The sequence below is a fragment of the Pseudoalteromonas sp. S408 genome (assembly GCF_005886645.1).
GTDB lineage: Bacteria > Pseudomonadota > Gammaproteobacteria > Enterobacterales > Alteromonadaceae > Pseudoalteromonas.
Map to the genome: position 1 here is coordinate 12963 of NZ_PNDY01000007.1, position 22102 is coordinate 35064.

The 22102-nt window shown below is 41.1% G+C and carries 22 protein-coding genes; 12 read left to right on the plus strand and 10 right to left on the minus strand.

The annotated features are described in order from the left end of the window. The first annotated feature begins 18 nt into the window (after window positions 1–18). The 3 genes from CWB62_RS06600 (at window position 19) to der (ending at window position 3369) form a co-directional block, all read left to right on the plus strand. Window positions 19–639 (plus strand): YfgM family protein, encoded by a 621-nt coding sequence (locus CWB62_RS06600; RefSeq protein WP_058404575.1) that lies wholly within the window; start codon window positions 19–21, stop codon window positions 637–639. Between the two features lie 10 nt (window positions 640–649). After that, a complete protein-coding gene (gene bamB / locus CWB62_RS06605; RefSeq protein ID WP_138529404.1) occupies window positions 650–1828 on the plus strand; it encodes an outer membrane protein assembly factor BamB in 1179 nt (392 codons plus the stop codon). A gap of 74 nt (window positions 1829–1902) precedes the next feature. Beyond that, window positions 1903–3369, plus strand: a complete 1467-nt coding sequence (der, locus tag CWB62_RS06610) for a ribosome biogenesis GTPase Der (protein ID WP_138529402.1) — start codon at window positions 1903–1905, stop codon at window positions 3367–3369. A gap of 60 nt (window positions 3370–3429) precedes the next feature. On the opposite strand, the gene CWB62_RS06615 is transcribed toward der, so the two are convergent. Beyond that, complete coding sequence (locus CWB62_RS06615) at window positions 3430–3933, minus strand: TFIIB-type zinc ribbon-containing protein (protein WP_138529400.1); 504 nt, start codon at window positions 3931–3933, stop codon at window positions 3430–3432. A gap of 27 nt (window positions 3934–3960) precedes the next feature. Next, window positions 3961–4548 (minus strand): DUF4202 domain-containing protein, encoded by a 588-nt coding sequence (locus CWB62_RS06620; protein WP_058404581.1) that lies wholly within the window; start codon window positions 4546–4548, stop codon window positions 3961–3963. Window positions 4549–4775: 227 nt separating this feature from the next. Between CWB62_RS06620 and CWB62_RS06625 the strand changes: the two genes are divergently transcribed. Further along, on the plus strand, window positions 4776–6497 hold the full coding sequence (locus tag CWB62_RS06625; protein ID WP_138529398.1) for a DUF885 domain-containing protein: 1722 nt from the start codon (window positions 4776–4778) through the stop codon (window positions 6495–6497). A 161-nt stretch (window positions 6498–6658) separates the two neighbouring features. Then, entirely contained in the window at window positions 6659–7969 is a 1311-nt protein-coding gene (locus tag CWB62_RS06630; protein WP_138529396.1) for a DASH family cryptochrome, read from the plus strand. Between the two features lies 1 nt (window position 7970). Here the strand turns inward: CWB62_RS06630 and CWB62_RS06635 are convergent, their stop codons facing one another. After that, window positions 7971–9068 carry a YeiH family protein gene (locus CWB62_RS06635; protein WP_138529394.1) on the minus strand — a complete coding sequence of 366 codons (1098 nt, stop codon included), beginning with the start codon at window positions 9066–9068 and terminating at the stop codon, window positions 7971–7973. A 121-nt stretch (window positions 9069–9189) separates the two neighbouring features. Between CWB62_RS06635 and CWB62_RS06640 the strand changes: the two genes are divergently transcribed. Then, the gene (locus tag CWB62_RS06640) at window positions 9190–10068 is read left to right on the plus strand and encodes a LysR family transcriptional regulator (protein WP_138529392.1); all 879 of its coding nucleotides are present in this window, start codon (window positions 9190–9192) and stop codon (window positions 10066–10068) included. A 121-nt stretch (window positions 10069–10189) separates the two neighbouring features. On the opposite strand, the gene CWB62_RS06645 is transcribed toward CWB62_RS06640, so the two are convergent. Then, window positions 10190–10627: a hypothetical protein gene (locus tag CWB62_RS06645; protein WP_249310757.1), complete on the minus strand. Its 438-nt coding sequence runs from the start codon at window positions 10625–10627 to the stop codon at window positions 10190–10192. A gap of 65 nt (window positions 10628–10692) precedes the next feature. Between CWB62_RS06645 and CWB62_RS18630 the strand changes: the two genes are divergently transcribed. Further along, window positions 10693–10959: a hypothetical protein gene (locus CWB62_RS18630; protein WP_171034608.1), complete on the plus strand. Its 267-nt coding sequence runs from the start codon at window positions 10693–10695 to the stop codon at window positions 10957–10959. A 127-nt stretch (window positions 10960–11086) separates the two neighbouring features. Here the strand turns inward: CWB62_RS18630 and CWB62_RS06655 are convergent, their stop codons facing one another. After that, window positions 11087–11548 carry a TlpA family protein disulfide reductase gene (locus CWB62_RS06655; protein ID WP_138529386.1) on the minus strand — a complete coding sequence of 154 codons (462 nt, stop codon included), beginning with the start codon at window positions 11546–11548 and terminating at the stop codon, window positions 11087–11089. Between the two features lie 669 nt (window positions 11549–12217). Between CWB62_RS06655 and CWB62_RS06660 the strand changes: the two genes are divergently transcribed. Continuing rightward, window positions 12218–12703, plus strand: coding sequence for a hypothetical protein (locus CWB62_RS06660; protein WP_058404565.1), 486 nt, complete (start codon window positions 12218–12220; stop codon window positions 12701–12703). A gap of 20 nt (window positions 12704–12723) precedes the next feature. Here the strand turns inward: CWB62_RS06660 and CWB62_RS06665 are convergent, their stop codons facing one another. Continuing rightward, entirely contained in the window at window positions 12724–13929 is a 1206-nt protein-coding gene (locus CWB62_RS06665; RefSeq protein WP_138529384.1) for an anhydro-N-acetylmuramic acid kinase, read from the minus strand. A 147-nt stretch (window positions 13930–14076) separates the two neighbouring features. On the opposite strand from CWB62_RS06665, the gene CWB62_RS06670 reads away from it, so the two are divergent. The 3 genes from CWB62_RS06670 (at window position 14077) to CWB62_RS06680 (ending at window position 16484) form a co-directional block, all read left to right on the plus strand. Beyond that, window positions 14077–14574 carry a GNAT family N-acetyltransferase gene (locus CWB62_RS06670; RefSeq protein ID WP_138529382.1) on the plus strand — a complete coding sequence of 166 codons (498 nt, stop codon included), beginning with the start codon at window positions 14077–14079 and terminating at the stop codon, window positions 14572–14574. A gap of 215 nt (window positions 14575–14789) precedes the next feature. Further along, window positions 14790–15818, plus strand: a complete 1029-nt coding sequence (curA, locus tag CWB62_RS06675) for an NADPH-dependent curcumin/dihydrocurcumin reductase (RefSeq protein WP_138529380.1) — start codon at window positions 14790–14792, stop codon at window positions 15816–15818. 48 nt (window positions 15819–15866) lie between these two features. Next, a complete protein-coding gene (locus CWB62_RS06680) occupies window positions 15867–16484 on the plus strand; it encodes a glutathione S-transferase family protein (protein WP_138529378.1) in 618 nt (205 codons plus the stop codon). Window positions 16485–16549: 65 nt separating this feature from the next. Here the strand turns inward: CWB62_RS06680 and CWB62_RS06685 are convergent, their stop codons facing one another. The 4 genes from CWB62_RS06685 to CWB62_RS06700 all read right to left on the minus strand — a co-directional run bounded on the left by CWB62_RS06685 (window position 16550) and on the right by CWB62_RS06700 (window position 20538). Further along, entirely contained in the window at window positions 16550–16858 is a 309-nt protein-coding gene (locus tag CWB62_RS06685) for a YkgJ family cysteine cluster protein (protein WP_058551455.1), read from the minus strand. 140 nt (window positions 16859–16998) lie between these two features. Next, entirely contained in the window at window positions 16999–17406 is a 408-nt protein-coding gene (locus tag CWB62_RS06690) for a substrate-binding domain-containing protein (RefSeq protein ID WP_058404559.1), read from the minus strand. A gap of 12 nt (window positions 17407–17418) precedes the next feature. Continuing rightward, window positions 17419–18492: a porin gene (locus tag CWB62_RS06695; protein ID WP_138529376.1), complete on the minus strand. Its 1074-nt coding sequence runs from the start codon at window positions 18490–18492 to the stop codon at window positions 17419–17421. Window positions 18493–18609: 117 nt separating this feature from the next. Further along, window positions 18610–20538 (minus strand): RecQ family ATP-dependent DNA helicase, encoded by a 1929-nt coding sequence (locus tag CWB62_RS06700; protein WP_138529374.1) that lies wholly within the window; start codon window positions 20536–20538, stop codon window positions 18610–18612. 234 nt (window positions 20539–20772) lie between these two features. Between CWB62_RS06700 and CWB62_RS06705 the strand changes: the two genes are divergently transcribed. Beyond that, a complete protein-coding gene (locus CWB62_RS06705) occupies window positions 20773–22077 on the plus strand; it encodes an NAD(P)/FAD-dependent oxidoreductase (RefSeq protein ID WP_138529372.1) in 1305 nt (434 codons plus the stop codon). Window positions 22078–22102: the final 25 nt, after the last annotated feature.

Here is a 22102-nt window from a genome sequence, read left to right on the forward strand (position 1 = left end):
CAGATATTAGAGGTAATCATGGATATACATTCAACAGAAGAAGAACAAGCAGAAGCCATTAAACGCTTTTTCCGTGAAAACGGTCTTTCACTGGCACTCGGTGTAATTGTAGGTTTAGGTGGCTTATACGGTTGGAAAGCCTACAACCAAAACCAAATTACAACCGCTGAGCAAGCGTCAGATTCTTACACTAAATTAGTAGAAGGCGATGATGTTTTATCATCAGCTGATGCTTTTATCAGTGAAAATAAAGACACAAACTATGCAGCCCTTGCGGCGTTTGTAGCAGCTAAAGACGCGGTAGAAGCGCAAAAGTTAGATGTTGCTAGCGAAAAGTTAAGCTGGATTGTATCAAACGTTGAAAATGCAGAATTAAAAGCGATTGCTATTACACGTTTAGCGCGTATACAAATTGCACAAACTAATTTTGACGATGCGTTAAACACACTAAATGCACCATTACCTGAAGCGTTTAATGCAAACGTTGCAGAGCTTAAAGGCGATATTTATGCTCAGCAAGGTAATAAAGAGCAAGCGCGCACCGCCTATCAGGCTGCGGTAGATGCAGGTGGGTTAACAGGCAACCCACTTTTACAAGTTAAGTTAGATGACCTAGCAGTAACTAGCCCAGCGGCATAAGGTTTTAGGTATGAAAAAATTAACGACCGCAACCCTTGCCCTATGTATGGCAACGCTAATGGGTTGTTCATCAAGTGATGAAGAAGACGAACTAGTCCTTCCCGAAATCGCCAATCAGTTTGAAACTGATGTGGTTTGGCAAGAGTCTGTAGGTAGCGGCGTAGAGCATTATTTTTCTCGCTTAACTCCTGCTGTATACAAAGACACTGTTTATGTTGCAAACCGCGAAGGTCAAGTAGAAGCATTGTCGCTTACTAACGGCGATGTACAGTGGGAGACCGACGTACGTCAAGACACCTCATTTTGGCCTTGGAGCGACGACGGTACAGCAAAATTATCAGGCGGTATATTACAAGCTTATGGTAAACTGTATATTGGTTCTGAACACGGCTTTGTAGTGGCACTTGATCGCGAAACTGGCGAAGAAGTATGGCGCAAAAACGTACCCGGTGAGTCACTTTCAAAAGCAGCAGCCGGCGACGGCCTTATATTTGTAAACCTAGGCTCAGGTAAATTATTAGCACTTCACCCTGATACAGGTGAAGAGCGTTGGAGCTTTGAACAAGAAGTGCCAGCACTTACATTACGCGGACAAAGTGCACCTACGGTTGCAAACGGTGGCGTTTTAGTTGGCCTAGAAACAGGTAAATTAAGCGTTTTAATTTCAGAAAGTGGTTACTCAGCTTGGAGCGCAGAAATTGCAGCTGCAAAAGGTGCTTCAGAATTTGAACGCCTGGTTGACGTAGACACGCAGCCACTCATTAGCGGCCCGTACGCCTATGCAATTGCATACAACGGTAACCTAGCAGCAGTTGATATTCGCTCTGGTAATGTGGTTTGGAAACGTGAATACAGCAGCTACCGCGAAATTTCGATGGATGCACAAAGTATTTATGTAGTAGACAGCAACGGCGTTGTTTATGCATTAGATAAAAATTCAGGTATTGAACGTTGGAGCCAACCCGCACTTCGTGGCTGGTACTTAACAGGTCCTGCTGTTACAGGTAACTATTTAGCCCTAGGTGACCAAGAAGGTAACCTACACTGGCTAAACAAGGAAACTGGCGAGTTAGTAGCGCGTGAAGACTTTGATAGCTCAGGCTTCTTTGTTGAACCTGTTGTTGCCAACGACAAACTGATATTATACACCCGTGACGGTGAAGTAAGTGCGGTAACAATACCAAACTAACTTACTAATAGTCATATGGTTTTTATAAGGCTTCGCTCTGCGAAGCCTTTTGTTGTTTTTTTAAGAGGTAGTTTATGCTTCCCGTGATCGCTCTAGTTGGGCGACCCAATGTGGGCAAATCCACATTATTTAACCGTTTAACACGTACTCGTGATGCACTCGTAGCCGATTTTCCAGGTTTAACACGAGATAGAAAATATGGCCAAGCTAGTTACGATGGCTATGAATTTATCGTGGTAGACACGGGCGGTATTGATGGCACTGAAGAAGGCATCGAGATCGAAATGGCTGACCAATCGCTACTTGCAATTGAAGAAGCCGACATCGTACTGTTTTTAGTTGATGCCCGCGTAGGCATGACCGTTGCCGACCAAGCTATTGCTAATCATCTTCGCAAGCAAGACAAAAAATGTTTTGTTGTTGCCAATAAAACTGACGGTATTGATGCTGACTCAAATTGTGCTGAATTTTACCAGTTATCACTGGGTGAGATTCATCACATTGCGGCAGCTCATGGTCGCGGTATTACGCTTTTACTTGAGCACACACTTCAGCCTATTATTGCCGAACTCGCAGCACAAGATGAAGACGTAGCCGATAATGATGAAGAGCTCATTGAGCTTTACGAAGAAGGTGAAGGCGACGATACTGACCACCAAGCATTTGCAGATAAACCAGTAAAGCTTGCTATTATTGGTCGACCTAACGTCGGTAAGTCTACACTTACAAACCGTATACTTGGTGAAGAACGTGTGATTGTTTACGATATGCCTGGTACAACACGCGACTCTATTTATATCCCTATGACACGTAACGAAAAAGAGTATGTGTTAATCGATACAGCAGGTGTTCGTAAACGTAAAAAAGTAAGCGACGTAGTAGAAAAGTTCTCAGTGATTAAAACACTACAAGCAATCGAAGATTGTAACGTGGTTTTACTTGTTGTGGATGCGCGCGATGGTATTTCTGATCAAGACTTAAGCTTATTAGGTTTTGCGCTTAACTCAGGTCGTTCGCTGGTTATTGCCGTTAATAAATGGGATGGCCTTGACGACTACGTTAAAGATCGTATTAAAACAGAGCTTGACCGTCGTTTAGGTTTTATTGACTTTGCACGCTTGCACTTTATATCTGCACTGCATGGTACAGGTGTTGGTCATTTATTTGAGTCGGTGGATGAAGCGTACGAGTCGGCTACTAAGCGTATTAGCACCGCAATGCTTCGCCGTATTATGGACATGGCACAAGCCGATCACCAGCCGCCACTTGTTCGTGGTCGTCGTGTTAAGCTTAAATATGCGCATGCCGGTGGTTATAACCCGCCACGTATTGTAATTCATGGTAACCAAGTTCACGATTTACCAGATAGCTACAAACGCTACCTGATGAACTATTACCGTAAAGCACTGAAAATTATGGGCACCCCAATCAAAATTGAATTTAGAGAAGGTGATAACCCATTTGCAGGGCGTACTAATAAAGTAACGCTTTCGCAAAAACGTAAAATACGTGCATTTGCTAAAGAAAACCGTAATAAATAAACTGCATAAGCGTTAATTTATTACAAAAAAACGGCGTACTTTTTAGTACGCCGTTTTTTATTACTGAAAATTAAGTAATGCTAATTGCACCAGCCGTTCAACTGTCGTGTCTTGAACATTTTTAGGCGCTCTGGGGTAATACTTTGATTTTGGCGGCTTAATAGTTATAAACCCATGATTGGTTGCCATTTCGTGGGCTAACAGCTTTCGCTCTCGGGGGGTCAAATGGTTTTCGTGTATTTTTGCCAGCTCGCCGCTATCAAGCCATATGCCTGCACAACCTGGGCATTCGTCTATTTCAACCACTTTGAGTGGCGAAAAATACCGGCGCATCATCAAAATACTTGGGCATTTAGGGCAATTTACTCGCGATGAGACTTCGCCCTCACCTTCGGTATAATTATTCAAATACTTAAGTAAAACCTGACCATGCTTTAACTCCGGCGAACTAAACTTAAAAATTTGGCTGTTATCAAAAAATACGCCGCCTTGCGCTGACGTAAAAACAGTAATTCCGCCAACAAGTAAAGGTTCAAGTGGCGTATTACTACGAGGACAATACATTTAAAATTCCTTTTTATTTATTTTCTTTTACTCAAGTGCTTTATGAATAAGCCCAACAAGCGGCCCGGGCAATGTAATATTACCTGCAAGTACAAACTCATGGGCTTCATCTGACATTTTTTGCCATGTACGGCGAATAATCCCAATCCATTTTTCTTCATTGTAATCTGGTTTTGCATTGGCAAACCCAAGCATATAATGTTCAATAAATACAAGGCTTGCTACATCTTCAACTAATTGGCTGTCTGGGTTATGTTTAATATTTTTTTTAGCGACCGCATCGTACACTCGGTTTTGCTCAGCTTCACCGTAACCAGCTTGCTTCATGAGCGCAACCACGCTGCTAGCATGAAATATATAAAGTGCACTGCGCCACTGATGATAGCCCTGTTTGTTCATTTCAAAATCACTACGTGGCGACTTCCAACGCTGAATATGCTGTGCACGCACTGCAATTTGCATGAGTTCATCGGCATCTGGTTTAAAACGAGTTAACATTTCGCTCATGCGCAAGGCGTATAAACTTTCTTTAGGAAAGCTTTGTCCATTGTGCTGCTCAGTATTAGGGTCTTGGTCGTTTGCTTCATCAATTAAGGTAATTACTTTATTAAACATGACAATCATTTTTTATAATAAGTTTTAGTCATTCTAAACGCTGATAAAACAATAAACTAGTACGCCAATCAGTTACGCAGTGAAATTTGTTCAATCAAAATATAAAACCAATAAATATGGGCTGTAAAAGTAAGCGCATTGATTAAATTAACTTGGTACTATATTGAGCACAAATTAAAATAAAAAAGCGCGATTAATAACAACTAACTCGCCAATAACGGATGATTATGTTTAAAAAACGTATTTTAGCTATGTGCTTAGCAGCCATATCGCTTCCAAGCCTTGCCGACAGCAACAGCGATTTAAAAAGCATTATTGATAATCACTGGCAAAACGCCAAAGTTGAAAAAATATTTTTTCGTACCGATCCAGACGGTTGGAAACCAAACGGCACATTGCCAAATTGGAGCGAGCAAGCCATTGCTAAGCGCCAAGCCTACAACAACAGCGTTCTAAAGAGCTTAGCCAGCATAGACCCAAAAACGCTCAACACCGAGCAACTAATGAACTACCGCTTATTTAAATATGAGCGAGAAACCGAGCAACAAAGCTACCTTTATCAAGATAAGTATTTTCCGGTTAATTTTTTAAGTGGCTGGCATACTTACTTTGCAGAAGCGCCAGCTAATATGGCTTTTTTAACAGCTGATGATTACAACGCATTTTTAATCAGCCTTGCCGACTACCCACGCTTTAATCAGCAAAATATTGATTTAATGAAACAGGGTATAAAATCAGGCTTTACCCATTATTGTAAAACCTTTGAAAATTACGGCCAAAGCATTAGCGCGCATATAGTTAAAAACTCTGAAAACAGTGCCCTTTATGAGCCCTTTACGCGTATTCCTAATACATTTACCGCACAGCAAAAGGCAGATTATCAAGCCAAGGCTAAAGCGATAATTGCCAAAAGCGTATTACCCGCATACGAACATTTCTACGATTTTTTTAAAAATGATTACATGCCTAACTGCAGAGCAGAGCCTGGTATAGCAAGCATAAAAGGCGGGCTTGATTACTACCAATACACTGTTAATTACTACACCACAACAAACGCGACACCTAAACAAATACACGAACTAGGCCTTAAAGAAGTCGCACGTATTAAAGCGCAAATGCAAAGCATCATTGATGAAGTAGAATTTGATGGCACATACAGCGATTTTTTAGAATTTTTAGCAACCGATGCGCAATTTTACGCAAAAGACGCGCAGGACCTACTTGAAAAAACCGCTTTTATTACGCAAAAAATGTATGGCAAACTCCCCACTTACTTTGGCCATTTACCGCGTAACACCTTTACTATAAAAGGCTCAGCGAGTCGTGGTGCGTTTTATATGCCACCGCCTGATAACCGCTCTCCTGGCACTTACTTTTTAGCCTCAACGCCTAAACTGCAGCCTTTATATAATTTAGAAGCACTCAGCCTGCATGAAGCCATACCAGGGCATCACTTACAAAATGCCATTGCTATGGAGCTGGATGTACCCGAATTTAGACGCACACTTAGCCACTCTGCTTTTGGGGAAGGTTGGGCGCTATACACAGAGCGCTTAGGTAAAGAAGCTGGCTTTTACCAAAGCCCATACAGTGACTTTGGCCGCTTAGGTTACGAAATGTGGCGTGCTGTGCGTTTGGTGGTTGATACCGGTATTCATGCGTTTGGTTGGAGCCGTCAAAAAGCAATTGACTACTTAGCCAGTCACACGGCTTTACCACAAAGCGCCGTGGAAGATCAGATTGATCGTTATATTTCATGGCCAGGCCAAGCGCTCTCTTACAAAATGGGCGAAATAAAAATACGCGAACTGCGCGCAAAAGCCGAAAAAGAACTCGGCGCTCAATTTGATATACGCAGCTTTCACGACACCGTTATTGGCCAAGGCTCTCTGCCTATGGCAGTACTAGAAGACGTTATAAACGATTGGATAGCAGAGCAAAAAGGATAATTTAACCCTACTTCAATAAAATCAGAGGCGGTAACTTTACCGCCTTTTTCTAACTTAGAGTCTTGCACTCATTTTTAAATTTAGTCGATTAAACACGATTAATTAATCCTCAACTACTTTTGCTTCGTAGATTTGATCATCATAAAAACCAGAGCAAAAGTATGAGCAAACGCATTTTATATTGGCTACAAAACGATTTACGCCTAAACGACAACCCCATTTTTAGTAAACTTGCACAACAACAATGCGCGCTAGACGCCGTGTTTGTAATTAACCCTAACTGGTTTAAAAACACAAATTATCAGCAAAAGCAGTATGGTGAAAACAAGTACACCTTTTTAATGCAAAGCCTTTATGAGTTACAGCAAGCATTAATTGCTCGTGGGCAAACCTTGCATGTGCTAGAAGGTGAACCGGTGAGCGTTTTAAAACAACGTATCAAAGAGCAACACATTGATGAAGTGGTTTACAGTGAGCAATTTGGTGTGTACGAACAACGCGAAATTAATTTATTAAAAGCTCATTGCCCTGAAGTTCAATTTACCAGTACCCTGCAGGATACCTTGTACCAACAAAACGAACTGCCTTTTAATTTAAACGATTTACCTAAAAGTTTTACCCCGTTTAAAAAGAAGGTTGAAGCAGCCAGTGTTCCAATTACACTCTCGCATATTACAACCGAGCTACTGCCTAAACCTATTACGCTGTGCGCTAAAAACCCAATTGAGTTGCCAAAAGCAATAAACACCTCAATGCATGGTGGCCTAACAAGCGCACAAAAACACTGTGAACAATACTTTTCAGGCGAATTACCTAGCACTTACAAAATAACTCGTAACGCGCTTGATGGCTTTGACAACACCACTAAATTTAGCCCATGGCTTGCTTTTGGGTGTATTAGCGCAAAACAAGTATACAATGCTGTTGAACAATACGAACAAACATACACCGCTAACGATTCAACCTACTGGATTAAGTTTGAACTACTATGGCGTGAATACTTTAAATGGCATGCACTAAACGTACAAAGCAGCTTGTTTAGTTTTAAAGGGCAAAAGCAAACTAAGCCGCTCACTACGTTTATGCCAAACCGTTTTGCTGCTTGGTGCCAAGGCACAACCCCATACCCGTTAGTTAATGCCATTATGAAAGAACTCAATGCAACCGGGTTTATAACAAACCGCTCCAGGCAAATTGTGGCAAGCTGCTTAGTTAACGAGCTTGGCCTTGATTGGCGTTACGGCGCAGCTTATTTTGAGCAGCAGCTAATTGATCACGATGTAGCAGCCAACTGGGGAAATTGGCAGTACATAGCAGGAGTTGGCGTTGACCCACGTGGCGGACGCCACTTTAATATACAAAAGCAAACTGCACAGTTTGATCCAAACGGTACCTACACCAATAAATGGCAAGGCAATCAACATTCAGCTGCACAGCTTGATCACTTAAACGAGGTAGATTGGCCTGTATAGGTTAATGATTTAAAACCCCGAAAAGTTGCGCCATGCCTATATTAATGGCATAGCCACCCAAGGTTAAAAATAAAAACAAACAGCCTGCTAACAACAGGGGCTGTATGCCTGCTTGGCGAATAGCCCCCACTTGCGTCCGAAGCCCCAGCGCCACCATGGCAATGGTAAGTAATATATTGTCAAACCATATAATAGCGTTTGTAGTATCTTGCGGAATAACCGATAACGAATGCACGCCACTTGCTACTATAAATAACACTGCAAACCAAGGAATCGTAATTCCCGAAATTTGCTTACCACAATGGCCATTATTGTTAACCTTGACGTGCTTTTTACTTTGCCAAAACGATAAGCCCACTAAAAATGGTGCAAGCATCATTACGCGTAGCATTTTTTCAATCACGGCGGTGTCGGCCGCATTGGCGCTTACGGCTGTGCCCGCTGCAACCACTTGCGCGACTTCGTGAATGGTTGACCCCACAAAAATACCGTACGCATGTTCACTCAGCCCCATAAACTCAAACAGTATTGGGTAGGCAAACATACTTAACGTGCCAAACACCACCACCGTTGCCACCGCTACTGATACCTTATGCGCCTGCGCTTTTATAACTGACTCGGTTGCCATTACCGCTGCGGCGCCACAAATAGAACTACCCGCACCAATTAGTATGGTTGTATGTTCATCAAGCTTAAAAACACGCTTACCTAGCTGCACTGCCAAAATAAATGTACCTAACAGCATAACCACATCGGTTAATAGGCCATGCCAACCAACGCCCGCTACTTGCGAAAAAGTAACTCTAAACCCAAATAAAACAATGCCTGCTTTGAGTAATATACTTTTAGCGTAATCAACACCTACATCGGTACGCGTAGCTATGCGCGAAAACACACTGTTGCCCACAATAATGCCAAGCACAATACCAATAGTGAGTGAGCTAAATTGCGCACTTTGCATTATGGGTAAGTTACTTAATGCAACAGATGCCCCCGCTAAAATAACCACCAGCAGTATACCTAACCACCAGCGCGTATCGCCGTATTGCTTAGTATTAATACCCAAAGGCTGAAACCCATTTTTAATAGCGCTAAGCATTCTACTTCCTCAATTAAACCATGTTGATGTGTTGACTTAATTGTAAGAAACCTCAAAATATAACTCCAATATATTAAAATCATGATTCAATAACTTAAAGTTATGAAATTTGAGAGGCATAATGAACTTACATGCGCTTAGGGTGTTTTATACGGTGGCTAAAGTAGGTAGCTTTTCAAGCGCAGCCGAGGCACTTTTTATAAGCCAGCCCGCTGTTTCTAAAGCGCTAAAAGAGCTAGAGCATCAGTTAAATATTCAACTTATTGAACGTGCATCTAAAGGTAAAAAGCTCACCTTAAGCGAAGGCGGCCAAGCCTTGTATGATCACGCCCGCAGTATTTTTGCTATCGAAAAAGCCGCCCTTGACGATATTAAATCGCGCACAGGGCTTAAGCGTGGCACGCTCGTTATTGGCACCAGCACCACCATTGCCAGTTATTGGCTACCGCCTTATTTAGCTAAATTTTGCGCCCAATACCCACATATAAAAGTAGAAGTACAAGTGGCTAATACCGCGCAAATTGAACACGCATTGCTAGAGTGCACTATCGATTTAGCACTGGTTGAGGGCACCCCGACCGAATCACATATCATAAGTAAGCACTGGCAAAACGATTTAATGAGTGTTGTTATACCGAGCAACTTTAAGCCTACTAAAGACTTAAACGCATGGTTAAACGAGCAGTTTTGGCTACTGCGCGAGCCGGGCTCTGGCACGTTAGAAATGTCGGTTAAGTTATTAGCAGAGCATGGCGTACAAGCTGACCGCAGTATGCAATTAGGCAGCAACGAAGCCATAGCAAGGGCTGTTGCTCAAGGTATGGGGGTCGCTTTATTGCCAAATGTAGTCACAGAAGATTTAGTGCAGCTAGGCAAATTAACACGCCTGAGCCAAAAAAATAACGAGCAACTCTCTCGGCCACTTTATCAACTGCATTATAAAGACAGACCGTCTTCGCATGCCGCGCAAGCATTCGAGAAAAGCCTGTTTAGTGAATAGTACTCACAATGTGAGAATTAAGGCACTATTAGCAAATTGAGATAAAGTTCAATATGTTAAGTCGAAATTTGAGCTCTTTAGTTTTTCTCGTGCCTGTTAGCTGAGCTAAAACTCTCTTGCGTTAGGTAGCACACCTTTCATGCTTAACTATTAAATTAAAATAGTTTTTAAACATGTGTTCGGAACTAATATCCCTAAAATCCACATCAAAATAGTAGCCGTCTTCTAGAATTTCTAAACTCTCTAAGTCATTACAAATTAGTTCAAGAATCAAGTTTTTATATTTTGGGGCTATACTTTCGATTTCATTCAAAGTGAGCCCTTCAGCATCAAAGTTTAAAACAACTCTTAAACTGGTACCTGAATAACCATGCCTTACAAAACTAATTCGGCTATCAATGGATGAAAAAAAAGTGCTGAAGTGATTTTTATCTTCCTCGTATTCCCATTGAGAAGCATCTCCCAAAATTAAAATAAAAATAGCACCAAAAATAGCTGCAGCTACATATAGTTTGTTGGCATTAACCAAGAACCACAATTGAATTTTTTCAGAGCTCATTAACTTCATAAGTCACTTCACTTTTAAATAAAAGACTAAAATGAGTCGGATAAAATAAGCGATTAATGAACAAAGCCAATGCCTTGCTTATTTACATATTTGGTCAATATAACCAAACTCAAGAAAAGTACCTTGGTGCCACACCAATACCTATAAGTAAAATAATTAATATAACCCAATACCTTTTTGAACCATCTAAATTTTCACCACATACAGGGCACGTTGATGATGTTATTGGCGTACCATCAATATTTATTGTTTTAACAACTGGGGAGGTAATCCCTGATTTACACTTTTTACACTTCATAAATATCCCTATTAATTTTAAATAAAATTACTGGTTGATGTTCGCATAACGCGTATCAAACCGACGCTAAATATCTGCCTATGGTTAGCAACAAATCAAAAAAGCCAAGCTTCATAGCCCCTAACTGAATGGCTATAACATAAGGATAGACCTTACAAGCCTTGCGTTAAATCTTCTGCTAATGTTCCGGTTGGCTTTTCAATTACGCGAACTAACTCTTTACCATCGTCTTTTACTATAAACGTAGGCGTGTACTGCAAGTCGTATGCCTCAGCTATTCCGGCATCATCGCGTTTGTTGTAACCCACTGCCACGTAGTCAATACTTGCAAGCTCTACCTTTGATTCTTCAAGTAACTTAATCAGCTTAGGCACTTCGCGATGGCTGTCGTGGCACCAAGTACCAAATAATACAATTAGCTCCTTACCTTCTAGCTTTTGCATTAAGGCAATATCTTGTTCGGTTGGCGTAAATGCGTTGTATTGTTCGTTAAATTTATCGTAGTCGCTTAATAGTGCTTGTGTACTTATCTCACCCGAAAATGGCGCAACATCATCCGCACATGCTGCCAGTGGTAAGCTTAACGCACACAATAAAATTAATTTTTTTAACATAAAGTTACTTTATAAAGAAGAGTTTAAACAACTATACCCAATGTTTAGTATTGAGTGAATAAAGAGTTCATATCGTAAAATTTTATTTCCAATAAACTTGTCTAAAATTTAAAGAAAATATTCACTCTGCCTAAACAGTAAAAAACATAAGTCGATCTTAAACTAGGGTCTGTTGATCTTTGTGGATTAAATTTTGTTCAAACTAGGGGCTATTTAATAGCGGCGCGAGGTTTGTAACCTAGTGTGCTTGATAACGGCTCCTAATTTATTTTACTGGCTTACATGCATGTAATAATAAATAAAAACCGAGTAAACTTCCGCGTCCTGCTCACGCCCCCACCTAAACCCATGAAGGCAAATAAGCGTAAATAGCCCCTACGAGCCCCATTGGACAGCGCCTGTTTGGCAATAAAGCGACGTTATCGCCAATTTATGGAGAATAAACTAAATTGGCTTTGCCTTACCTAAATACCAAACAAACTGGTGTAAATTCAATCTTGAAAACTCAACAGACCTTAATAGTTAACTGAAGCTCCGGTTAGTTAAGATCGCTTTTGATCAAACTACTCAATAATTATACGATTTCGTACAATAGTCATAATTCTGTAATGTTGATGGTGGATAATTTCTATTCGATAAACTGATACTGTTGTAAGAAGACGAAGTAAAATGACCACACCTCTAGTGCAACTAACATTTGCACTGCAATCACTTGATGACCCGATGTCTGCGGCAATGAGCCACACCATGGAATACGAAAACCTTTCGGTACAAGCTAATGCGCTTCATGCAATCACGCTGCAATGCGATTTACCCGATGCGGTACATGAAGGCGATGTTATTTCGCTTAGCGCAACACATCCAAGTGCCCGTGGTGCTCAGTACTTTACTGAAAACATTATTACGCAAGCTGATTTAGAGCGTGGTTACGTTAACCTTACTTTAAACAAAATCACCCACAGTCAATGTTTTGTAATGCAGCTAATGTTGCATGGAAAATACGCTACCTTAAAAAATAGCCTTCAGTTTGATATGAATATTAACGCCTTTGAGGGAGGCTATAACGCGCCACTCATCAATATCGAGCAATCAAAACCACAAGGGTTGCGCCGATATTTTGCAGGGGTAGGATCAACCTTTTTATCGTTATTTTAAAACGGTTTGATCGAGAAAGCTTAATCGGGAAAGCTTATTTTCCCCATCGTTACTCCCGCAATACCTTGTGAGCAGCCTTTAAAATGTTGTTTTTCACCTGCTAGGCATTCGTTTGCTAAAATGGCAAACAATACGGCTTCTTTTGCATCGGGATCGATTCCCAATACTTGAGTATTTTTAAATGCCTTAACCTCTGGGCAAAGAGTTAAAAGCTGTTCCATTAATAACGGGTTATGTATTCCGCCGCCACTGGCATATACCACACAGTTTCCCTTGTTTTTAGCGCACTCTTTTATTGCAGCACTTATTACATTAGCACTAAATGCATTGAGTGTTGCCATTACATCTTGATGAGTTAAATCCTGTGTATTGGAGAGTGCTTGAGCCGCTTTTAAATACGCTAAATTAAATACTTCTGGCCCAGTTGTTTTAGGCATACTTAAATTAAAAAAGTCATCCGTGCATAACGCATTTAGCAAAAGTGTATTCACCCTACCTGTTTTTGCTATCTTTCCACCATTGTCGAAATGCATCCCCTCAAAATATTTTTGTACGTAGGCATCCATTATTGTATTACCCGGGCCAATATCGGAGCTAAATACCGCGCTAGCATCACCGCACTTGGGTAAAAATGTTAAGTTAGCGATACCCCCCATATTAAGCAAAATACGGTTTTCAACAAGGCTTGAAAAAAACAAGTAATCGCCATAAACTGCAAGAGGTGCGCCTTCGCCCCCTGAGGCTATGTGCTTTTGCCTAAAATCGCCAATAGTTGTAATGCCGGTAGTAACGGCTATTTGGTCGCTATCGCCAATTTGTAATGTGCCATTAGTAAAGCTTTTATGATTATGTTGTGACTGTGGGCAGTGGTAAATTGTTTGCCCGTGACTGGCTATAACATCAATGCTTGCCGGATTTATCTGCCAAGTATGTAAGCACTTATTAACCATATCGCCATGTAATTTACCCACCCACGGGTGTAATAAGGTTACAAGTTCTAAATCGCACTCTCGTTTTGCAAATACCTGCTTTATTTTGCTTTTATACTCATTGTTATAGTCAACGGTAGTGAAATTTAGTATTTCAATATGCGTGTTTAAGCCTGCACCGCTTACCTTACATAAAGCGACATCGAGCCCATCTAACGAAGTACCACTCATTAAACCTATAATTAAACGGCTTGGTTTTTGGGCACTATTATAAAGGGCGGCTATGTGTGGATGCATAAAAGTATCTTAAACAGGTATCATATTTTGCTTATATTAGAGTACTTTAAAACAAAGTTATAGGCGTAAACGGTTAATCTTTGTGATTGTGCAATCTCTAATTGCTTGCTAACTTGCCCCGTATGCAACAGACACTTAATTAAAACAATGATCACCCTAAGAGATTTTAAACCGCACGATGCCCCGCATATTATTAAAACCTTAAACGATGGGCTGGTGACACGCTTTTTATCGTCTAAAATTCCATTTCCATACACTAAAGCTGATGCGGATTGGTGGATAAACCAAGGCTCAAAAAATGGTATAATTAAAGCCATAGTTGTTAATGGGCAATGTGCAGGTTGTATAGGTATCACCCCAGGAGAATTTGAATACAACCGCAGTGGCGAAATAGGCTATTGGCTTAATAGTCACTTTTGGGGGCAAGGAATAATAACACACGCTATTTCGCAAATTTGCGATGACGCGTTTAAAAGCTCAAATTTAAACCGTATTTTTGGTGCTGTATTTGCTGGCAATATTGGCACTATAAAGGCACTGACTAAATGTGGTTTTGAAGCCGAGGCCATACTTAAACAGGCCATTTATAAAGATGGCGTGTTTTACAATAGCCATATTTTTAGCAAACTAAAACAAAACAGCTAGCGCATAAATTGCTGCTTGAGATAGGTTTATTATTTAAAGCGCAGATTAAATTATCTTAGCAAAGCTTGAATTATCAGCCCCCCGCCCAAAACTCCTGTTATAAGGTACAAATTTGTACATATATAGACTACTTAGCGCGCATTATTGTTTATGCCAAACAGGTTATTAAACGCATACACATTCGTTAAGTGGGTTCATATTCAAAAGGAGATTTTATGTCTGCAACTAGTCGTCAACTTACTTTAGCATCACGCCCACATGGCGCCCCTACCGATGAAAATTTTGAACTTAAAACAGTAAACCTACCAGCGCTTAAAGATGGCGAAGTGCTGCTGCGCACTATTTACCTTTCACTTGACCCATACATGCGTGGCCGTATGAACGATGCAAAGTCGTATGCTGATCCGGTAAACGTGGGCGATGTAATGGTTGGCGCTACAGTGTGCCAAGTAGAAGAGTCTAAAAACGATAAATTTAGTGAAGGCGAATGGGTGCTTGCCTACACTGGTTGGCAAGACTACGCCATTACCAATGGCGAGGGCTTAATGCAATTAGGCAAAGAACCTGCAAATCCGTCTTATGCGCTTGGCATTATGGGTATGCCTGGCTTTACGGCTTACATGGGCTTACTTGACATTGGTGCGCCTAAAGAAGGCGAAACGGTAGTCGTCGCCGCCGCAACAGGGCCAGTGGGCGCAACCGTTGGTCAAATAGCTAAAATTAAAGGCTGTAAAGTAGTTGGCGTTGCTGGTGGCAGCGAAAAATGTGCCCATACCGTTGAAAAGCTAGGCTTTGATGCATGTATCGATCACAAAGCCGATGACTTTGCAGAGCAACTAGAAAAGGCCTGTGATAACGGCATAGACGTATATTACGAAAATGTGGGCGGTAAAGTATTCGACGCCGTATTACCCCTACTCAATACCGCAGCTCGTGTACCGCTGTGTGGTTTAGTATCGCAGTATAACGCAACAAGCTTACCAGAAGGGCCAGATCGCTTAGGTATGCTTATGGGGCAATTGCTTACTAAACGTATTAAAATGCAAGGCTTTATAATTTTTGACGACTACGGCCACCGCTACGACGAATTTGCACAAGACATGCAAAAATGGCTACGCGATGGCAAAGTACAATACCGCGAGCACATTGTAGAAGGTATTGAAAACACCATAAGCGCATTTAACGACATGCTTAGTGGTAAAAACTTTGGCAAAACCGTTGTTAAAATTAACGAGCCTCTTTAAATTTTACTAAGCGTTACTGCCTATGCAGTAACGCCAACAAGGACTGACATGATAAAACTACACCATTTAAATAAATCGCGTTCTAAACGTATTATTTGGCTTTTAGAAGAGCTAGATGTTGATTACGAAATTGTTGCCTACCAGCGCAATACAGAAACTTTTTTAGCGCCTGACGAACTAAAAAAAGTGCACCAATTAGGTAAGTCGCCTGTTATTGAAGACGATGGTTTGATTGTTACTGAATCTGGCGCCATCACCGATTACTTAATTACTAAATACGGTAACGGTAAATTTGCGCCAAAAGCAGGTACTGCTGAATACGTTGATTATCAGCAATGGCTTCACTTTGCAGAAAGCTCTGCAATTTTACCACTACTACTTAAAATGTTTGTGCTAAAAGATGGCGCTAAAACACAGTTTTTAGAAGGATACGCTGATGCCGAAACCGCTAAAGTTATTAGTTACTTCAACGACCGCCTAGAAGGTAAACGTTATTTAGTTGGCGACACTCTAACCGGTGCCGACTTTATGATGTCGTTTATAGTTGAAATTGTTAAAAACGCTGGTCAGCTAGGTCACTTTAAAAATCTCGTTAAATACGACGAGCAATTACAAAGTCACGAAAAGTTTCATACAGCTAATGAGTTAGAGGCTAAATACGATTAATTAGCTTAAGTACAAAACACAGATAAACCAAAGGGGCTTGTTAAGCCCCCTTTTTAAAGTGCAAACTATATTCCCGCTAACTCACGTTCGGTAATACACTCACCCGATGCCATTTCAAACTCGCGGCATACCAAAGGGCGGTTCTCGTAAATAGAGCACATTAGCGTGTTACGATCGAGTGCTTCGCACCAGCCATCATCAGCGCGTTTCATTACTTCACTGCCCCATTTGTCGTATTCAATAAAATTAAAAGGGACACCGGTGTCGGTTACTATACGCACTTCTAATTGACAGCAACACGCTTGGCAATTGGCACATGTAATTGGCTCTGGCGTAGATGCAATTGTTTTACTTGGAATAACGGTATGTGGCATGGTGGCTTAAATAAAAGAAACACATAAGATAGGATACACGAGCACGCTAAACGCGCTAGTTAATTTTAATGATGAACAAATACAGTAAAATAAAGCGTGCTGCTATTTAGCACGCTTTATTGTTTGGTTTTAGTGTTAAATTAAAAGGTTAATACTACTTTAACATCATCAGACACGGTAGATGCCGAAACAAACCCAATCGTATTTGGGTTAGCTGCAACCATTTTGATCACCTCAGCGTCATTTTCTAGCTCTTTTGGTGGTGTACCTTTTCCCGTAAAAATAAGCTTTGACCAATAAGCTCTTAACTGTGAGGCGCTTTTATTAAGCAACTTACTATTAAACTGCTCGGTAGTCGGGTTTTTTGAATCTTGTGAAATTGGAATGATCGTATTGCCATTACTAAACGACTTTTCTTTTCCTGTATAGATTCGACTAATAACGGATTCATCAAAGCTACTCTCGTTTGACGGATGTACAATAATAGCAAAATCAGCAAAGGCAACGTTGCTAAACAAAAACAGTACACATAACATTAATTTTTTCATTTTTAATTCCTCTTAAAATACAACATCAACACCAAGCGTGACTGCCTTACTATCACCCGCTACCGCTAAATCGAATGAATCATCTTTGACTCTATCGTACTGCATTTTGAGTGCCGCTGAAGGATGAAAATCCCAACGAACCCCCACCGCAAAGGTATTATGGCTTTCAGTGTCACCTTCACCTTCTTGCTCAAAATCTGAAAACATCACATAAGGTGTAATTGCATCAAACCGGTATCCCGCACTGATCATGTAGGTGTCTAGGTTTCCATCTAGGTCTAAACGGTTAAGTTCGCTTAGTACAAAAAAATCGCCAAAATCAAAATTGGCAGCTAAACCATAAAATTTACCATCACGGCTATCTTTTCCATCCCATAAAACAGGCTCACCAGAACGAAACCGTTTATTAGTGTATTGCATGTGCGTTACTCTCACTTCAAGCCAATCATGGCTTAACGAAAGTACCCCACCTAGCATATCTTCCCAAATTTCTCGGGTAGGCTCTTGAAAGAAAAAGTCTGATAGCAGTTTGTTGTCGTCATCATCTTCTTTACCAGCATATACATTAGCCGATACTCCCCACTCTCCAATCGAGCCAGAATAGAGAAGGTTTACGCCCTCATAGTTAAATACTTGCCATGTATAATTGTCGGCAGGTGCCCGCATCCACACATATGCGTAACCTACGTCAAAAAAGTCTGAGTAATAAAAAAGAGGCAAACGTTTTTTACCCGCTTGAACCGTCCAATTATCGTTAATTTCATACGAAATATATGCCCACTCAAAATTAGCATCAAAATCGTTTACACCTCGTGCAACAATTTGACCTGTGACAGATAAGCCCTCACCAAGGTCCCCCGACACTTGTATGCCAATTAACGACTCAGGCGAGAAAGATAAATCTTCTGTATAGCCACTCACATTAGGGTAGTCAGCCAAAAAAGTTGGCTCAACACCGTATTGCGGCACACCACTTCCACTTAGTACTTTACCAGCGTTAATACTTGCAAAGCCTGAAATGTTAATTTCAGCGTAACTAGTCCCTGAAATAAACACTCCTAACAGCATCAATTTTTGCAGTTTCATCGTTCACCTCATTTTTATATGACCTTCATAGTCATGTTGAGTATAGTTAAACGCTGAAAAAACAAACAAAAATTTAACATTTTTTATAATTATGCGAGTTTGGTCATCATTTCAATACTATCTTGCAAGCAGTGTTGCTTTAATTTCGCTATAGCGCTGCTGCTCGCACAGTGCAAAGCCACCTAGTTGACGCACTTTATTTCGAGCAAACAACGGGACACTCATGCCGGCTAAAAAGCGGCACTGCGTTTCAATACCTACACTGTGAATACCTTTTGTTGCCATATGCGCTAAAAACTCATCCACTTTTTGATAAACAACATCACCGGCAATGTGAGCAGGTTCTATTGAATACTCAAGCTTTACAGCATTACCACGGCATACACTACAATGCCCGCATTGCGCTGGCGCATTTTGATCGTCAAAATAGCGCGCTAAGTTATAACTCAAGCACGTTTGCAGTTCAAAAAAGCGCACTAACGCAGCAATTCGTTTAATCTCAGCCTGTTCTTTGTCAACAAAGTAATGGTGCAGTTGCGCGGCAAGCTCTGGGTTATTTATAACCTCACCATGCACCTTATATACTTGGGTAATACGTTTGGTTTCAAGAGTAATAAGATTTTTTTCGGCTAGATAGTCAAGTGCAGCCACTACGCGTTTACGGTCAACCTGCGCGGCTTGGGTAAGGGTGTCAAAATTAAGCGTGCCCCATATTTTTTTAAAATCGGTGTGGCTAAATATTTGCGATAAAAAGGCTTGGCGTTGCTCGTCAAACTGGCTAAGCAATTCGTTTTTATCAACCAAAAACTTGTATTTAAAATCGGCGTAATAGGCGTACTGCGGCGTTATTGCACCTTGCATTTCTAGTTGTACCAGCAAAGTCTTAAGCGCTAGCTGCCTAATATTACTCTCGCTTGAAAGGCTGTACTCTTGCATTTCCCATTGCTGTTGGCTTTGGCGAATATCGTTAATAACGTGCTCAATACCACTAAGCTCGGGGGTGTCGCCGTACACAAAATTCTCTACTGTGTTTAGACCATCTAAATTAGCCAATGTATAACAATTTGAAGGGTTGCCATCACGCCCTGCACGGCCAATTTCTTGGCTGTAGTTTTCTATAGATTTAGGTAAATCGTAATGAATAACAAAGCGAATATCTGATTTATCAACTCCCATGCCAAAGGCTATTGTTGCTACAACAACGTTAATTTTGCCCGCCATGAAATCGTCTTGAATTTGCCCGCGAAGCGTATCTTCAAGCCCTGCATGATACGCCACCGCTTGCAAACCCTGCGCGCTTAATATATTGGCAACTTGCTCTGCACTTTGTTGTAGTGTGACATACACAATACCGGGGCCAGTTTGCGCACGCACTATGTTAGTAAGTTCGGTGTTTTTATCAGCTGTTTTTACACTTAGCACACTTAAATCGAGGTTTGCGCGGTAAAAGCCGGTTTGTACAATACACTCAGGCGATATATTAAAACGCTCAGCCATGTCACGCTTTACTTTTTTAGTGGCTGTGGCGGTTAGCAATAGTACCAGTGGAATATTTAGCTCATCACGGTAGCGCGGTAGTTTTAAGTAATCGGGTCTAAAGTTATGGCCCCATTCAGAGATACAGTGCGCTTCGTCTACCACCAACATAGAAAGCGCAACTTGGCTTATAAACTCTCTAAAGCGCTCGTTTTTAAAGCGCTCAACCGAGACCATTAATACTTTTACTTTACCACTGCGCACGTCGTTCATTACCGTGCTGCTTTGCATTTGATCTTGGCTTGAGTCAAGGCTTGCAGCATAAATGCCTTTACTATTTAAAAAGCTTATTTGATCTTTCATCAATGCAAGTAAAGGCGATACCACTAAGGTTAAATGAGGTAAATGTAAAGCCGTTAGCTGATAACATAACGATTTACCCGACCCCGTGGGAAATATAGCCAACGACGACCGCCCATTTAAAAGTTGCTCTATGGTTTGCTGTTGCCCAGTTCTAAATTGTGAAAAGCCAAAATGCTGCTCAAGTGATTGTAATAACGGCGTATTCATAAAAATGTCCTTTTAGGCGATGTAAACACAGGGCTAAAACAAAAGTGCAGCCAAGATGAAGTATTTGCAAGTTAGTATACAGTAAATAACATGATTTAATGCTGACATCTCCTTTAATTAGGCGCACAATATAGCCCCATAAACGTGTGCTTTGCCAAAATAATTTTTGATACCCAAGTCATTTTAAAATAATAAAACAGATCGCTTGGGTATATTATTTTTAAGGGCATAGTCATGAATATAACCAAACCTAAAATCGTCGTTATTGGCGGTGGCGCAGGTGGATTAGAGCTTGCAACTCAGTTAGGGCATAAACTAGGGAAGAAAAAACACGCCGAAATACTACTCATTGATAAAAACCGCACCCATATATGGAAGCCGCTATTGCACGAGGTTGCAACAGGCTCTATTGACCCCGATTTAGATGGCGTAGTTTACTCTGCCCATGCCGCAAAACATCATTATAACTTTCAACTTGGTACCTTTTGCAATCTCGACCAAAGTAATAAAACCATTACTCTCGCCCCTCTTTTTGACGAACTTGGGCATACTATTTTACCCAAGCGCACTGTACGTTACGATCATCTTGTTATTGCTATTGGCAGTGTAAGTAACGACTTTAATACACCTGGCATAAAAGAGCACTGCTACTTTTTAGACTCAAATCAACAAGCGGAACGTTTTCAGCATTCATTGCTCGATAGCTTTACTCGCCTACACCAAGACGATAACCAGCAACAGTCTCTTGATATTGCAATTGTTGGTGGAGGAGCTACCGGTGTTGAGCTATCAGCGGAGCTGTATCATGTATCTGAGCTGTTAAAGCTATATGGGCTTACAAATATGTCGTCTAAGCGTTTGCACATTCATTTAATTGAAGCGGGGCCACGTATTTTGCCCGCATTAACAGAGCGAATTGCCGTAAGCGCCAAACGTGAATTATTAAAGTTAGGTGTAAACGTACGCGAGCAAACACAAGTGAAGGAAGCCACTGAACAAGGCTTTATAACCAAAGACGATGAACACATAAACGCCGATATTATGGTGTGGGCTGCAGGCGTAAAAGCGCCAGACTTTATTAAAGACTTAGGCGTTTTTGAGCTTACCCGTAACAACCAAATTCAAGTTAATGAGTTTTTACAAAGCACCGTCGATGAGAGTATATTTGTACTGGGCGACTGCTGCGCCTTTACTCAAGAAGACGGGAAGCTCGTTCCACCGCGCGCGCAATCGGCGCATCAAATGGCACTATGTGTTGAAAAAAACCTCATTGCCACTTTAAAACAACAACCTTTGTGTAGCTTTAAATATAGCGATCATGGCTCGTTAGTTAACTTATCGCGCTACAGTACGGTAGGTAACTTAATGGGTAACTTAACCAGCAACACCTTTTTTATAGAAGGGCGCATAGCCCGCTTTATGTATATATCGCTTTATCGCATGCACCAACGCGCCATTCATGGCAGCGCAAAAACCTTTGCGTTATGGATAAGCGAAAAAGTCCTGCGTGTAGTGCGCCCTAAAATGAAATTACATTAATAAAAAGCTTAAGGCGGTAATAAAC